Origin of the sequence: Hydrogenophaga sedimenti, assembly GCF_051857515.1 — a bacterium.
In the GTDB taxonomy this organism is placed as follows: Bacteria; Pseudomonadota; Gammaproteobacteria; order Burkholderiales; family Burkholderiaceae_C; genus Hydrogenophaga.
This window is the reverse complement of sequence record NZ_JBPZHA010000002.1, coordinates 129016-143593: the sequence shown is the minus strand read 5'-3', so window position 1 is coordinate 143593 and position 14578 is coordinate 129016. Positions and strand designations below refer to the sequence as shown.

General features: G+C 68.6%; 11 protein-coding genes. 5 read left to right on the top strand and 6 right to left on the bottom strand.

Annotated elements, in window-relative coordinates:
* Window positions 1-35: 35 nt before the first annotated feature.
* From ACS5NL_RS03325 to ACS5NL_RS03315, 3 genes are all read left to right on the top strand, one after another.
* Entirely contained in the window at window positions 36-2615 is a 2580-nt protein-coding gene (locus ACS5NL_RS03325; protein WP_439352166.1) for an FtsX-like permease family protein, read from the top strand.
* Window positions 2615-3727 carry a lipocalin-like domain-containing protein gene (locus ACS5NL_RS03320; protein ID WP_439352165.1) on the top strand — a complete coding sequence of 371 codons (1113 nt, stop codon included), beginning with the start codon at window positions 2615-2617 and terminating at the stop codon, window positions 3725-3727. The genes ACS5NL_RS03325 and ACS5NL_RS03320 overlap by 1 nt, the downstream gene beginning before the upstream one ends.
* 105 nt (window positions 3728-3832) lie before the next feature.
* Window positions 3833-4120 (top strand): hypothetical protein, encoded by a 288-nt coding sequence (locus ACS5NL_RS03315; RefSeq protein ID WP_439352164.1) that lies wholly within the window; start codon window positions 3833-3835, stop codon window positions 4118-4120.
* A gap of 9 nt (window positions 4121-4129) precedes the next feature.
* On the opposite strand, the gene ACS5NL_RS03310 is transcribed toward ACS5NL_RS03315, so the two are convergent.
* On the bottom strand, window positions 4130-5539 hold the full coding sequence (locus ACS5NL_RS03310; protein WP_439352163.1) for a GDSL-type esterase/lipase family protein: 1410 nt from the start codon (window positions 5537-5539) through the stop codon (window positions 4130-4132).
* A 49-nt stretch (window positions 5540-5588) separates the two neighbouring features.
* On the opposite strand from ACS5NL_RS03310, the gene ACS5NL_RS03305 reads away from it, so the two are divergent.
* Window positions 5589-7376 carry an ABC transporter transmembrane domain-containing protein gene (locus ACS5NL_RS03305; protein WP_439352162.1) on the top strand — a complete coding sequence of 596 codons (1788 nt, stop codon included), beginning with the start codon at window positions 5589-5591 and terminating at the stop codon, window positions 7374-7376.
* Between the two features lie 299 nt (window positions 7377-7675).
* On the opposite strand, the gene ACS5NL_RS03300 is transcribed toward ACS5NL_RS03305, so the two are convergent.
* The 5 genes from ACS5NL_RS03300 to ACS5NL_RS03280 form a co-directional block, all read right to left on the bottom strand.
* Window positions 7676-8662, bottom strand: a complete 987-nt coding sequence (locus tag ACS5NL_RS03300; protein WP_439352161.1) for a dipeptide ABC transporter ATP-binding protein — start codon at window positions 8660-8662, stop codon at window positions 7676-7678.
* Window positions 8659-9645 (bottom strand): ABC transporter ATP-binding protein, encoded by a 987-nt coding sequence (locus ACS5NL_RS03295; protein ID WP_439352546.1) that lies wholly within the window; start codon window positions 9643-9645, stop codon window positions 8659-8661. Before ACS5NL_RS03295 ends, ACS5NL_RS03300 begins: the two co-directional genes overlap by 4 nt.
* Window positions 9646-9665: 20 nt before the next feature.
* The gene (locus ACS5NL_RS03290; protein WP_439352160.1) at window positions 9666-10523 is read right to left on the bottom strand and encodes an ABC transporter permease subunit; all 858 of its coding nucleotides are present in this window, start codon (window positions 10521-10523) and stop codon (window positions 9666-9668) included.
* On the bottom strand, window positions 10520-11548 hold the full coding sequence (locus ACS5NL_RS03285) for an ABC transporter permease (RefSeq protein WP_439352159.1): 1029 nt from the start codon (window positions 11546-11548) through the stop codon (window positions 10520-10522). The genes ACS5NL_RS03290 and ACS5NL_RS03285 overlap by 4 nt, the downstream gene beginning before the upstream one ends.
* 163 nt (window positions 11549-11711) lie before the next feature.
* Entirely contained in the window at window positions 11712-13304 is a 1593-nt protein-coding gene (locus ACS5NL_RS03280) for an ABC transporter substrate-binding protein (RefSeq protein ID WP_439352158.1), read from the bottom strand.
* A gap of 188 nt (window positions 13305-13492) precedes the next feature.
* On the opposite strand from ACS5NL_RS03280, the gene ACS5NL_RS03275 reads away from it, so the two are divergent.
* Window positions 13493-14461 (top strand): dipeptidase, encoded by a 969-nt coding sequence (locus ACS5NL_RS03275; protein WP_439352157.1) that lies wholly within the window; start codon window positions 13493-13495, stop codon window positions 14459-14461.
* Window positions 14462-14578: the final 117 nt, after the last annotated feature.

Below are 14578 nucleotides of genomic sequence, written 5' to 3'. Positions count from 1 at the left end.
ACATGGGCTTCGGACGGAAGGGCTAAGCTCGCGCCATGTTTGCGCTGCTACGCACCTTCTCCTGGCAGGAACTGCGGCACCACCCCTGGCGGACGGCCGCGGCGGTGGCGGCGGTGATGCTCGGCGTGGCGCTGGCGCTGTCGGTGCAGCTGATCAATGCCTCGGCGCTGGCCGAGTTTTCCGGTGCGGTCAGCGCGGTCAACGGGCAGCCGGACCTGTCGCTGCGCGCGCGCCAGGGCGGGCTGGACGATGCGCTGGTCGAGCGCGTGGCGCAGGCGCCGGGCGTCGCGGCGGCCAGTCCGGTGCTGGAGCTGAACACCTCGGCCAGCACCGGAGCGGCAAGCGCAAAACGGATCGCGGTGCGCCTGGTCGGGGTCGATGCGCTCTCGGTCGCGCCCGTCTCACCGGCGCTGATGCCGGTGCCCGCGCCGGCCGGTGAAGCCGACCGCAACCGCTTCGACCTGTTCGCGCCCGACGCCGTGTACCTGAACGCCACCGCGCGGGAGGCGCTGTCGGGCGGCGCCGCGGCGCCCGACACCTTGCGGGTGCAGCGGGGCCTGGGTTTCACGGACCTGCGGGTGGCCGGATCGGTGAATGCGCCCGGCGCGCCGATGCTGGTGATGGACGTGGCCGCGGCGCAGCAGCTGATGGAGCGGGTGGGCACGGTCAGCCGCATCGACCTGCGGCTGCGGCCCGGCACCGATCCCGCCACGCTGCTGGCCTCGCTCGCGCTGCCGTCCCAGGTGGTCGCGCAGCGCCCCGGACAGGACGGCGAGCGCGCGGACAACCTCTCGCGCGCCTACCGCGTCAACCTCACCGTGCTCGCGCTGGTGGCCCTGTTCACCGGCGGTTTCCTGGTGTTCTCGGTGCTCTCGCTGTCGGTCGCGCGGCGCCAGCAGCAGATCGCGCTGCTGGGTGTGCTCGGCCTCTCCGCTCCCGAGCGCATGCGCCTAGTGCTGGCCGAATCGGCGCTGCTGGGCCTGCTGGGCAGCGTGCTCGGCATCGCGCTGGGCACGGGGCTGGCGGCGCTGGCGTTGCGGATGCTGGGGGGTGATCTGGGCGGCGGCTATTTCTCCGGCGTGGCGCCGACGCTGCACTGGAGCACACCCGCGGCCCTGATGTACGGCGCGCTCGGTGTGGTGGCGGCGCTGGCCGGTGGCTGGTGGCCGGCACGCGCGGCGGCGGCGATGGCGCCGGCGCTGGCGCTCAAGGGCCTCGGGCCCGTGGGCGCCCATGGTCAGCGCAACCACCGCATCGCCCTGGGGCTGATGCTGCTGGCGGTCGCGCTCGCCTGGGCGCCCCCGGTGGCCGGCATTCCGCTGGCGGCCTATGTCTCGGTGGGTCTGCTGCTGGTCGGTGGCATCGCAGCGCTGCCGCTGGGCGTGGGCGTGCTGCTGGACCGCATCGCGCCGCGCGTGGCTCGCCATGCCCTGCCCCTGCTGGCGGTCGAGCGCTCTCGGCGGCTGCGCGACACCGCGGCGGTCGCCACCAGCGGCGTGGTTGCCAGCCTGGCGCTGTCGGTCGCGCTGACGGTGATGGTCGCGAGCTTCCGCGACTCGGTCACCCAGTGGCTCAACGGCGTGCTGCCTGCGCAGCTCTATGTGCGCAGCGGCGGCAACGGCCTGGGCGATGGCCAGACCCTGCCGCCCGATTTCGTGGCGGCCGTGCGCCGCCTGCCGGGCATCGCACGCGCCGACCCGCTGCGCGCGACCACGGTGCTGATCGACCCGGCCCGGCCTGCGGTGACCCTGCTGGCGCGGCCGCTGGCGCACGACGACGCTGGCGTGCCGGGGCAGCATCTGCCGCTGGTCGAGCCGGCCGTCCTGCCGCCCGCTGGCACGAAGGCGGTGCCGGTGTACGTGAGCGAAGCCATGGTGGATCTGTATGGCGCCCGTCCCGGCACTTGGCTCGACCCGCTGGCCGGTGCCTTCGCGCGCCTGCCGGACGGCACGCGGTTTTTCGTCGCCGGCGTGTGGCGCGACTACGCGCGCCAGCACGGCAGCGTGGTGATCGACCTGGCCGACTATGTGCGGCTCTCGGGCGACACGCGGGTCAACGACCTGGCGCTGCATCTGGCGGCGGGTGCGGAGGAAGACCCGGTGCGCGCGTCGATCCGCGCGCTGGCGCAGGCGGCCGGCGCGCAGGACCTGATCGAGTTCGCCTCGGCCGGCGAGATCCGCGCGATCTCGCTGCGCATCTTCGACCGCAGCTTCGCGGTCACCTACTGGCTGCAGGCGGTGGCGATCGGCATCGGTCTGTTCGGCGTCGCGGCCAGCTTCAGCGCGCAGGTGCTGGCGCGGCGCAAGGAGTTCGGCCTGCTGGCGCACCTGGGGCTGACGCGGCAGCAGATCCTCGGCGTGGTCGCGCTCGAAGGCCTGGCCTGGACGGTGCTCGGCGCGATCGCCGGCCTGGCGCTGGGGTTGGCGGTGAGCGTGGTGCTGGTGCATGTGGTGAACCCGCAGAGCTTTCACTGGACGATGGAGCTGGCCCTGCCCTGGGGGCGCCTGCTCGCGCTGTGCGCCGCCGTGGTGGCGGCCGGCACGGTGACGGCCTGGCTGGCCGGGCGCGCCGCCGCCGGCCGCGACGCGGTGCAGGCGGTCAAGGAGGACTGGTGATGGATGGACTGACCCGCCGCGCGCTGATCGCCGCCGGCCTGGCCGCGCCGCTGGCGCCATCGCTGGCCGCCGATGCGCCAGCCCTTTCGCCGCGCACCCTCGTGTTCCCGCGCGACCATGGTTCGCACAACGACACCCGCACCGAGTGGTGGTACCTCACCGGTCACGCCAAAGATGCGAAAGGCCGCGAATTCGGGTTCCAGCTGACCTTCTTCCGCAGCCGCGTCGACGGCACCGAGGCATTGCAGAGCCGGCTCGCCGCGCGGCAACTGGTGTTCGCGCACGCCGCCATCACCGACGTGCAAGGCCAGCGGCTCTGGCACGAGCAGCGCATCGGCCGCTGGAACGGCGCGCCGCCACCCAAGACCGACAACGCCGTGTTCGCCAGCACCGAAGACACCCACGTCGCGATCCGCGACTGGCGCCTGCGCCGCGAGACCGGTGGCGCCTACAGCGCGACCGCGCACAGCGACACGCTGAACATCGACCTGAGCGCGACACCCACGCAGACCTGGCTGCTGCAGGGCGACAGGGGCTTCTCGCGCAAGGGACCCGAAACCTCGCAGGCCAGCTTCTACGTGAGCCATCCGCAGCTGGCGGTGCGCGGCACGCTGGGCCTGCAGGGGCAGCGTTTCGAGGTGCAGGGCACGGCCTGGCTGGACCACGAATGGAGCGAATCGCTGATGCACCCCGACGCGGTGGGCTGGGACTGGATCGGTATGAACCTGGACAGCGGCCACAGCCTCACCGCCTTCCAGCTGCGCCGCAAAGATGGCAGCGCGCTCTGGGCCGGCGGCTCATTCCGCGCCGCGTCCGGGGCGCAGGATCCGAACGACCTCTACCGCTTCCACCCCGGCGAACTCGACTGGCGGCCGCAGCGCTTCTGGACCAGCCCGCGCACGCGGGCGCGCTACCCGGTCGAATGGATGGTGCGCACGCCCGGCGACTTCTACACCGTCAAGGCGGTGATCGACGCGCAGGAACTCGACGGCCAGTCCAGCACCGGAACGGTCTACTGGGAAGGCCTGTCGGACCTGATCGACAGCAACGGCAAGCGGGTCGGCCGCGGTTATCTGGAGATGACCGGCTACGCGCGGCGGCTGGTGCTTTGAGCACCGGATGCGGTCTGCGTCACGCTGCAAAAGAGAGACCACCCTAAAGTCGCCGCTTCCGGCGTTGCAATCGGTTGCTTTTTCCGGATAATGCTGCATTGCAACATGGGAACATTGATCGCTCCACTGCAGCTCGGCCTTGAGGACATCCTCGGGGAGATGGTCCACGCCCGCCGCACCGGCGACATGGGGCGTCTGGCCCTGCTCGCCTATTGCGAAGTGCGCCGCTGGGCCCGCCAGGCGGGTGAATCCGATCTGGCCGACCGCTCGACCGCCCTGATCACCCGCAATCCCCACGCCAGCCGCGACCAGTTCATGGAACAGATCGACGGTCTGATCCACGATCTGGAGGCAGTCCACTCGCGGGTGGTCAGCCCCCAGGCCCCGCTCTGAACCGCCGGTTCAGAACGACGGCTGCAGCACACTCCACACCGTTTCCATGATCGACGGCTGCGCCGCGTCGCGCAGGTGCACGTCGTCGGGGAAGTAATAGGTGTCGCTGCGCGGCAGGTGTCCGGTCGCGCTGAAGTACACCGCCCCGTTCGCCGCCGCCACCCACTGGTAGGTCGACGTCAGCTCGCGCTGGTAGTCGTCGCCCCGCGGATAGAACAGGAAGTCCATGACATAGAGCCGCGCGCCGGCGTTGCGCCCGGCCTGCGCCATCCAGTTCAGGTTGCCGCGGATCTCGTCCATGTCCACCGACTGCCAGGCGTCGTTCGTGCCCTGCGCCAGGATGATGTGCGATGGCCAGTAGCGGTCCAGCCAGCCCCCGAGGCGCTCGACGCCATGGTGCGTCTGCATGCCGCCCAGGCTCACGTCGACCAGCCGGTCGCAGCCGTGGCCGGTGCGCGCCGGGATCGCCGCCGCCAGCGTCTGCGACCAGACCTGCCCCGGCGACACAAAAGAGAACCACTCGTTGGTCACGCCGTAGCCGTAACCCTGGGTCAGCGAATCGCCGATCAGCAGCACGGTGCGGTTGGTGTGCGGCGCGGGCGGCTCGACGCCACTGGCAGACGGGTCGATCACGTAGTAGGCCGTGCCCTCGTAGCGGTAGTCGCAGTGGTTCTCGACGACCGTGTTGCGCTCGCCCAGGTCGCCGCTGTAGAAGTGGGACTTCGCGCCCAGCCGGTAGAAGCGGAACAGGGGCTTGAGCCCGGCGCCCGGCGTGGCGCTGGCGTGGTAGGCAATGCCCTCGTACTGGTACGCCGGCAGATTGGCCTGGATGTAGGCCTTCTCGCTCTCGCTGATGGTGAAGAAGTGCACGCCGCGGGCGGTGTTGTAGAAGCGGTGCACCGGCGACAGCCCCGGCTGGGCGCTGCGGCTGACCACGAAGGCCTGTCCTTCGTACTGGAACTGCGGGAGGGTGGCGATCACCTGGTCGCGCTCGGCCCCGGAGGCGGTGAAGAAATGCGCCCCGGTGCTGCCGTTGTAGAAGCGGTAGACCGGTATCTGGTCCGTGTAGGCCTTGCGCGTCAGGCCAGAAAACTGGCTACCACCGGTCCGCACCGCCTGTGCCCGCTTGGTGTCGAGCTCGCTGCGGTTCAGGCGGGCCGCGTGGCCCGTCCGGGTTTCCAGCACCTCCTCTTCCGACGCTTCGGGCAGCGGTGCACCCGATGCGTTGAAGCGCGCCCAGGCGTCCATGGTCGCCTGCCCGTCGCTGGAGCCGGCCGGCGCCTGGCCGCCCTGGCGGCTGAGCGCCTGTGCCGGACCGCTGTGGTCGTTGCCCGCCGAGCCGCCGCAGGCCGTCAGGAAAACGCAGGCAAGCGCGAACGCCTGGCCCAGAAGACGGGATCGAAGTGGTAAAAGGTTCATCGGCTCTGTCACGACGGCAAGAAACCCGCGATTATCCCGCCCCCACCCCATGAGCGTCCCCACCGGCAGCGACCGCCCCCGCAGCACCCGCCCCACCTCCCTCGGTGGCCTCTGGCCGTTCCTGCGGCCCTACCGCTGGCAGGTCGCCACGGCCGTGCTCTTCCTGCTGCTGGCCGCGGGCGCGACCCTGATGTTCCCGATGGCCCTGCGCGGTCTGATCGACGGCGGGCTGGTGCCCGGTCTGCGCGGCGAGCAGGCAATGGCGCTGCGCGGCCAGTTCGTGCTGCTGTTCGGCGTGGCGGTGGTGCTGGGGCTGGCGTCGGCGGCGCGCTTCTACTTTGTCAGCTGGCTGGGCGAGCGCGTCACCGCCGACCTGCGCAACGCGGTCTACAGCCACGTGCTGCGCCAGAGCCCGCAGTTCTTCGAGACCACGCAGACCGGCGAGGTGCTCTCGCGCCTGACCACCGACACGACCCTGGTGCAGACCGTGGTCGGCTCGTCGATGTCGATGGGTCTGCGCAACGCCGTCACCGGCATCGGCGCGCTGGTGATGCTGGTCTGGACCAATCCCTACGTGATGCTGCAGGTGGCGCTGATCATCCTGCTGGTGGTGCTGCCGAGCATGTGGTTCGGCCGCCGCGTGCGCCGTCTTTCGCGCGCCAGCCAGGACCGCGTGGCCGACTCCAGCGCCATCGCGGCCGAAGTGCTCAACGCCATCCCGGTCGTGCAGAGCTACAACGGCGAAGACCGTGAAGCCGACCGCTTCTCGGCCGCCACCGAAAACGCCTTCGGCACCGCCGTGCGCCGCAGCCGCGCCCGCTCCGCTCTGGTGGCCTTCATCATCATCAGCACGGCCGCCCTGCTGCTCTGGGGCCTGTACCAGGGCACGCAGGCGGTGATCGCCGGCGAGATCACCGCCGGCCACCTCGGCCAGACCGTGGTCTACATCATCATCTTCGCGGGCGCGGTCGCGGTGCTTGGCGAGGTCTACGGCGACCTGCTGCGCGCGGCCGGTGCGAGCGAACGCCTGATGGAACTGCTGGCGATGACCTCGCCGGTGCAGTCGCCCGAACAGCCCGTCGCCGTGGCCTGGCCTCAGGGTGGCAGCGCGCTGCGCTTCGAGCGCCTGGGCTTCCACTATCCGTCGCGCCCCACGCAGCCCGCGCTGACCGACCTGTCGCTGGATGTGCTGCCCGGCCAGACCGTCGCGTTGGTGGGCCCCAGCGGCGCCGGCAAGACCACGGTGTTCGGCCTGCTGCTGCGCTGGTACGACCCCTCGTCGGGAACGATCTCGCTCGACGGTGTGCCGGTCCAGCAGATGGGACTGCACGACCTGCGCCAGCGCATCGGCATCGTGCCGCAGGACCCGGTGATCTTCTCGGGCAGCGCACTGGAGAACATCCGCTACGGCAAGCCCGGCGCGAGCGACGACGAGGCGCGGGCCGCCGCGCGGGCTGCCTTCGCCGAAGAATTCATCACCCGGCTGCCCGAGGGCTACGACACCTTCCTGGGCGAACGCGGCGTGCGTCTCTCGGGCGGTCAGCGCCAGCGCATCGCGATCGCGCGCGCGATGCTCAAGAACCCGCCGCTGCTGCTGCTCGACGAAGCGACCAGTGCGCTGGACGCGCAGAGCGAACGCATGGTGCAGGCGGCGCTGGAGTCGGCAATGAAGGACCGCACGACGCTGGTGATCGCGCACCGGTTGGCCACGGTTCAGCAGGCCGACCGCATCGTGGTGCTGGACCACGGGCGTCTGGTCGAACAAGGCACGCATGCCGAACTGGTGGCGCTGGGCGGGGTGTATGCGCGGCTGGCGGCGTTGCAGTTCAACGTCTGACTTTTTTGCTTGAGCTGAATGGCGCCTGCGCCCCGGGGCTGCCACCCATCGCACTGAAACACGCCTGAGCACTCCTGCAGGCGCACTCGACCATCACTTCGGGGGCAGGTGGTGCGGGTGTGCGGACGGAGTCCCCATTCGCGGTTGCCCACACGTTTGAGCGCCACAGGGGCGTTGACGAAGCAATGACGGAGCACCCGGGCAGACACCCGAGAGGTGGGACGCAGACCGCACACCCGCACCACCTGCCCCTACCCACAAGCGACGAGCGCCGAAGGCAGAACCAACGACCAGAGAAATCACACGTGGTGACAGGCCACCAGCCGCCCTTCGACCTGCCGCAACAGCGGCAACTCGGCGGAACAACGCGCATCCGCCCGAGGACACCGCTTGTGGAACGCGCAGCCTGAAGGCGGGTTCAGCGGACTGGGCAATTCCCCCGTGATCGGAATCTTCTTCTGCCGCTGCGCCGGATCGATCGAGGGCGTGGCGGACAGCAGCGCCTGCGTGTACGGGTGCAGCGCGTTCGCGAACAGCGTCTTCTTCGGCGCCGACTCCACCACCCGTCCCAGGTACATCACCATCACATGGTCCGCGATGTGCTCGACCACGGCCAGGTTGTGCGAGATGAAGACGTAGGCCGTGTTCAGCTGCTCCTGCAAGTCCATGAACAGGTTGAGCACCTGCGCCTGGATCGACACGTCCAGCGCCGAGGTCGGTTCGTCGGCCACCAGGATCTTGGGCTGCAGCACCATCGCCCGCGCGATCGCGATGCGCTGGCGCTGGCCGCCCGAGAACATGTGGGCATAACGGTCGGCGTGTTCCGGCCGCAGACCCACGCGCTGCAGGATCTCCTGCACCTTCTGCCGGCGTTCGTCGGACGACAGCGCGGTGTTGAGCAACAGCGGCTCGGCGATCTGGGTGCCGATCTTCTGGCGCGGATTGAGCGAGGCGTAGGGGTTCTGGAACACCATCTGCACCTGGCTGCGCAGGCGCTTGTACTGCGCACGGTCGCCCGGCACGACCCACTCGCCACCGATCTGCAGCCGGCCCTCGGTCGGCGGTTCGATCAGGGTGAGCTGGCGCGCCAGCGTGCTCTTGCCACAGCCGGATTCGCCCACCACGGCCAGGGTCTGGCCCGCGGCCAGTTGGAACGACACGTCGACCAGCGCCTTGACGGTCAGCCTGGGCTTGAACGCGCCTTGCGAGACGCCGTAGTGACGGGTCAGCGACTCGGCGACCATCACGGGCGCGCCGGCGGTGAGGGTTTCGGGGGCGGAACTCATGACGCCTCCTGGGCCATCAACGGGAAGAAGCAGCGCACCTGTTCGCCTTCGTGCGCACGCAAGGTGGGGCGTTCGTTCTGGCAGCGTTCCTGCACATACGGGCAACGCGGCGCCAGCAGGCAGCCGGCCGGCCGATCGTGCTGGCCGGGCACGATGCCCGGCAGCGTGTGCAGGCGGCGTGCGCCACGGCTGTGCTCTGGCACGCTCTGCAGCAGCGCCGCGGTGTAGGGGTGCGAGGGCGCGGCAAACAGGCGCGAGACCGCCCCCTGCTCGACCACCTGCCCGGCGTACATCACGGCCACGCGCTGCGCCACCTCGGCCACCACCGCCAGGTCGTGCGTGATCAGGATCAGCGCCATGTGGTGCGCCTGCTGCAGCTGCACCAGCAGCTCCATGATCTGCGCCTGGATGGTCACGTCCAGTGCCGTCGTCGGTTCGTCGGCGATCAGCAGCTTGGGGTTGCAGGCGATCGCCATCGCGATCATCACGCGCTGCGCCATGCCGCCCGAGAACTGGTGCGGATAGCTGTCGAGCCGGCTCGCCGCGCCGGGAATCTCGACCATCTGCAACAGCTCCAGCGCGCGCGCGCGCGCCGCCGCGCCACGCAGGCCCATGTGTTCACGCAGCACCTCTTCGAGCTGGTAGCCCACGGTGAAGCAGGGGTTGAGCGAGGTCATGGGGTCCTGGAAGATCATCGCCATGTCCTTGCCCAGGATCTTGCGGCGCTGACGGTCCGAGATCTTCAGCAGGTCCTGCCCGTCGAAGTTCAGCCGCGTGGCGCCCACCCGCCCCTGCCCCGCGAGCAGGCCCATCATCGCCATCATCGCGACCGACTTGCCCGAACCGGACTCGCCGACGATGCCCAGCACCTCGCCCTGGTCGAGCTGCAGGTCCAGCCCGTCGACGGCGCGAAAGGCGTGACCCGATGTCTTGGATTTCGCGCCGAATTCGACGCTCAGTTGTTGGATGTCCAGCAGGCTCATGGTGTGTGTGTCCTGCGTGCTCATGAAGCCGACTTGAGTTTGGGGTCCAGCGCATCGCGCAGACCGTCGCCGACCAGGTTGATCGCCAGCACCGACAGCAGGATGGTCAGGCCGGGTAGCGTCACCACCCACCAGGCGCGTTCGATGTAGTCGCGCGCCGAGGCCAGCATCGTGCCCCACTCGGGCAGCGGCGGTTGCACGCCCAGACCGAGGAAACCCAGCGCCGCGATTTCGAGGATGGCGGCGGAGAAGCTCATGGTCGCATGCACGATCAGCGGCGCCGTGCAGTTGGGCAGCACGGTCACGAACATCAGGCGCAGCGTGCGCGCACCCGACAGCCGCGCGGCGGTCACGTAGTCGCGCTGCAGCTCGCTCAGGGCCGAGGCGCGCACCAGCCGCACATAGGCCGGCAGCGACACCAGCGCGATCGAGATCATCGCGTTGACCAGACCGGGCCCCAGGATGGCCATGATCGCGATCGCCATCAGCAGCGAAGGCAGTGCCATCACGATGTCCATGATCCGCATGATGGCCGCGTCGACCCACTTGCCGGCGAACGCCGCCACCAGGCCCAGGATCACGCCCGGAATCAGCGCCATCACCACCGACACCAGACCGACCAGCAGCGACAGCCGGGCCCCGTGGATCAGGCGCGAGAGCAGGTCACGGCCGAGTTCGTCGGTGCCCAGCAGGAACTGGCTGCTGCCACCGGCCCACGACGGTGCCTGCAGGAAATGTTCGCGGTACTGCTCGACCGGGCTGTACGGCGCCACCCAGGGCGCCAGCAGCGCCAGCAGCACCACGACCCCCATGAACAGCAGCCCCGCGACCGCCCCCTTGTTGAGCGAAAACGCCCGCCAGAATTCGCCGAAGTTCATGACTGCACCCGGATGCGAGGATTGGCCACACCGTAGAGCAGGTCCACGGTGAAATTGGTCAGGATCACCAGGGTGGCGACCAGCAGGATGCCGTTCTGCACCACCGGGTAGTCGCGCCGTCCGATCGCATCGATCAGCCACTTGCCGATGCCTGGCCAGGAAAAGATCGTTTCGGTCAGCACCGCGCCGCCCATCAGCGTGCCGACCTGCAGGCCGACCACGGTCAGCACCGGAATCAGCGCATTGCGCAGCGTGTGCACGAAGATCACCCGGCTCGGCGACAGGCCCTTGGCGCGCGCGGTGCGCACATAGTCTTCCCGCAGCACTTCGAGCATCGACGAACGTGTCATGCGCGCGATCACCGCCAGCGGGATCGTGCCCAGCACGATGGCCGGGAGGATCAGGTGGCGTGCTGCATCCCACAGCGCGCCATGGTTCAGTTCGGGGTCGGCCCGTTCGGCCAGCCAGGCATCGACCAGCATGAAACCGGTCTGCGGCTGCACGTCGAACATCAGGTCCAGCCGGCCGGACACCGGCGTCCAGCCCAGCCCGACCGAGAAGATCAGGATCAGCAGCAGGCCCCACCAGAAGATCGGCATCGAGTAGCCGGTCAGCGCCGCCGTCATCACCGTGTGGTCCATCCAGCTGCCACGCTTGACCGCCGCCATCACGCCCGCGATCAGGCCGAACACCAGCGCGATCATCAGCGCGCACAGCGCCAGCTCCAGCGTGGCCGGGAACAGGGTCTTGAACTCGCTCCACACGCTCGCCTGCGTCTTGAGCGAATGGCCCAGGTCACCCTGCAGAAGCTGCCCCAGATAGCGGCCGTACTGCACATGCAGCGGCTGGTCCAGACCCAGCCGCTTCAGGGCCGCGGCGTGCAACTCGGGGTCGAGCGTGCGCTCGCCCACCATGACCTCCACCGGGTCACCGGGAATCAGGCGGATGAGGGAAAAGGTCAGCAGCGTGACGCCCAGGAACGTGGGTATCAGCACCAGCAGACGCCGGAAGATGTAGCTCAGCATGCGCAGATGCCTCTTGTTCTTGAAGGAATACGACAACGGGCGTCAAAAATGACGCCCGCCATCTTTCCGAAGCGAAATGTCCCACCCAGAACGCGGCGGAACCGGCTGAGCCGGGCCGCTCGCGTTGCCCCCTGGGGGGTGACGCCGCAGGCGGCGCGGGGGGTCACTTCACACTGACGCCTTCGAAGTTGTAGTCACCGAACGGGCTGATCTTGAAGCCGCTGAGTTCCTTGCGCATCGGCTGGTTGACCATCGAGTGGGCAATCGTCGACCACGGCAGGTCCTTCTTGAAGACCTCCTGCGCCTTCATGTACAGCTCGGTGCGCTCCTTCTGGTTCACGCTGTTGCGGGCCTTGAGCACCAGGGCATCGAACTCCTTGCTGCAGTAGCGCGCATAGTTGGAACCCCCGATGGCTTCGCAGGTCAGCAGCACGCCCAGGAAGTTGTCGGGCGAGGCGTAGTCGCCGGTCCAGCCGATCAGGCCGGTGTCGTGTTCACCCTGCTTCAGGCGCTTGAGGTAGTCGCCCCATTCGTACTGCGTGATCTTGGCCTTGATGCCGACCTTGGCCCAGTCGGCCTGGATCATCTCGGCCATCAGCTTGGCGTTGGGGTTGTAGGGGCGCTGCACCGGCATGGCCCAGAGGGTGATCTCGGTGCCTTCGGCCACGCCGGCCTTCTTCAGCAGTTCCTTGGCCTTCTCGGGGTTGTAGGCCGCATTCTTGAGCTTGGGGTTGTAGGACCACAGCGACGACGGGAACGGGTTCGAGGCTTCCTGGCCCTGTCCCTGGTAGACGGCGTCGAGGATGGCCTTGCGGTTGATCGCCATGTCCAGCGCCTCACGCACTTCCAGCTTGGCCAGCAGCGGCTTGGAGGTGTTGTAGGACAGGTAGCCGATGTTGAAGCCCGGCGCCGTGTCGACCTTGAGGTTGGGGTCGGCCTTCATCGCGGCGATGTCCTGCGGCTTGGGCTGCGACATGATGTGGCACTCGCCGGCCTTGAGCTTCTGGAAGCGCACCGAGGCGTCGGTGGTGATCGCGAAAATCAGGTTGTCCACCATCACGTTGGAGGCGTTCCAGTATTCCTTGTTCTTCACGTAGCGGATCTGGGCGTCCTTCTCGTAGCGGCGCAGCACGAACGGGCCGGTGCCCACGGGTTGCTGGTTGATCTGCGAGGCCTTGCCTTCGGCCACCAGCTTGTTGGCGAACTCGGCCGACAGCACGGAAGCGTACGGCAGAGCGATCTTGGCCAGCATGTCGGCGTCGGGCTTCTTGAGCTTGAAGATCACCGTCAGCGGGTCGGTCTTGGTGATCGACTCGACGTTGCCGTCCAGACCGGTGTCGGAGGCAAACGGGTACTGGGCCGGGTAGGCCTTGTTGAAGGGATGCTCCTTCTCGGTCATGCGGCCGAAGGTGAAGATCACATCGTCGGCGTTGAACTCGCGCGTGGGCTTGAAGTAGTCGGTGGTGTGGAACTTCACGCCCTTGCGCAGCTTGAAGGTGTAGACGGTGCCGTCGGCCGACGTGGTCCAGGACTCGGCCAGGCCGGGCTCGACTTCGGTCGTGCCCTTCTTGAACTCGACCAGGCGGTTGAACAGCGCGTGACCGGAGGCGTCGAAGGTGTTGCCGCCGCTGTACTGCGCATTGTCGAAGCCTTCGGGGCTGGCCTCGGAGCAGTAGATCAGCGTGCCGGCTGCATGCGAGGCCATCGCGACCGCCGTCAGGCCCAGTGCCACGGCCAGTTTCTTCAGTTCAAACATAGGTCATCCTCAGGTTGGTCGACCCGGGCGGATTCCCGGGCCGTCGTGCGAAAAACATTATCGATACAAACAGACACAGCCCTGTCACGAGCGGTGGTGCCACTGGCGCAGAACAAAGGGTCCACTTGACCCTCGTCAAGGGTTGCAAAATCGGTGCCACTGCGCAGCACGCGCCGACGAGCACACACATGATCCTCTGGGAAGCCCACACCTGCCTGCCCCTGCACCCCGATGCCTTGCTTGCACCACTGGAGCGCTACCGCACCGCTGGCGTGCACTACGTGAGCATCAATGTGGGCATGGACATGAACCCGCTCTCGCAGATCCTGCCGGTGATCGCCTCCTTTCGTGCGCAGATCGCCGCGCAACCCGGGCGCTATCTGCTGCCCGACACGGTAGCGGACATCGAACGCGCGCGTCACGAGGGAAAACTCGCGGTCGGGTTCGACCTCGAAGGCGCACTGCCCTTGCTGGAACGCCCCGAGATGGTGGCGCTGTACCGCGACCTCGGCGTGCGACAGGTGCACTTCGCCTATAACCGCAACAACAGCGTCGCGGGTGGCTGCCACGACGTGCCGCAAGGCCTGACCGCGCTAGGCCGGCGCATGGTGGAAGCCGCCAACGCCGCCGGCGTGATCCTCGACTGCTCGCACACCGAGCGCCGGACCACGCTGGACATGCTGGCGCACTCGGCGCAGCCGGTGGTGTTCAGCCATGCCAACCCGCTGGCCCTGGTCGAACACGGCCGCAACATCACCGACGAGCAGATCCGTGCCTGCGCCGCGACCGGGGGGGTGGTCTGCATCTCCGGGGTGTCGCGCTTTCTCGGCGTGGAGGAGCCCTGCGCGGCCGACATGGCGCGGCACATGGCCTACGTGGCGCAGCTGGTGGGCGCTGAGCATGTCGGCCTCGGGCTTGACATCGGCTTCGGCCAGCCGGGGCTCGACGACGATCCGCCACCGCCATTCGACCCGGGCTACTGGTGGCCCGCGTCGGAGGGTTATGGCAACGGCATCCGGCAGATGCGCTACGCCCCGGTGGAGGCCTGGACGCAGATGCCCGAGGCGCTGCGTGCCGTGGGCATGAACAGTGCGGAGATCGCGGGGGCGCTGGGCGGGAACATGGCCCGGGTCGCGCGCGCGGTCTGGGGAGACTGAGCCAGCGGCCGGGACCGTGGTTATGCATTGATCGCATAACCAGATGGCAACTCGGCCTTGGACAGGTCATGAGCGAGGTCCGTACAGTCGCGCCCATCGGTTCCACCTGGAAGCGAT

What these genes read in the sequence shown, in the direction of transcription:
- ACS5NL_RS03325 (WP_439352166.1), top strand. Translation starts at nt 36, where the DNA reads ATGTTTGCGCTGCTACGCACCTTCTCCTGGCAGGAACTGCGGCACCAC.
- ACS5NL_RS03320 (WP_439352165.1), top strand. Translation starts at nt 2,615, where the DNA reads ATGGATGGACTGACCCGCCGCGCGCTGATCGCCGCCGGCCTGGCCGCG.
- ACS5NL_RS03315 (WP_439352164.1), top strand. Translation starts at nt 3,833, where the DNA reads ATGGGAACATTGATCGCTCCACTGCAGCTCGGCCTTGAGGACATCCTC.
- ACS5NL_RS03310 (WP_439352163.1), bottom strand. Translation starts at nt 5,539, where the DNA reads ATGAACCTTTTACCACTTCGATCCCGTCTTCTGGGCCAGGCGTTCGCG.
- ACS5NL_RS03305 (WP_439352162.1), top strand. Translation starts at nt 5,589, where the DNA reads ATGAGCGTCCCCACCGGCAGCGACCGCCCCCGCAGCACCCGCCCCACC.
- ACS5NL_RS03300 (WP_439352161.1), bottom strand. Translation starts at nt 8,662, where the DNA reads ATGAGTTCCGCCCCCGAAACCCTCACCGCCGGCGCGCCCGTGATGGTC.
- ACS5NL_RS03295 (WP_439352546.1), bottom strand. Translation starts at nt 9,645, where the DNA reads ATGAGCCTGCTGGACATCCAACAACTGAGCGTCGAATTCGGCGCGAAA.
- ACS5NL_RS03290 (WP_439352160.1), bottom strand. Translation starts at nt 10,523, where the DNA reads ATGAACTTCGGCGAATTCTGGCGGGCGTTTTCGCTCAACAAGGGGGCG.
- ACS5NL_RS03285 (WP_439352159.1), bottom strand. Translation starts at nt 11,548, where the DNA reads ATGCTGAGCTACATCTTCCGGCGTCTGCTGGTGCTGATACCCACGTTC.
- ACS5NL_RS03280 (WP_439352158.1), bottom strand. Translation starts at nt 13,304, where the DNA reads ATGTTTGAACTGAAGAAACTGGCCGTGGCACTGGGCCTGACGGCGGTC.
- ACS5NL_RS03275 (WP_439352157.1), top strand. Translation starts at nt 13,493, where the DNA reads ATGATCCTCTGGGAAGCCCACACCTGCCTGCCCCTGCACCCCGATGCC.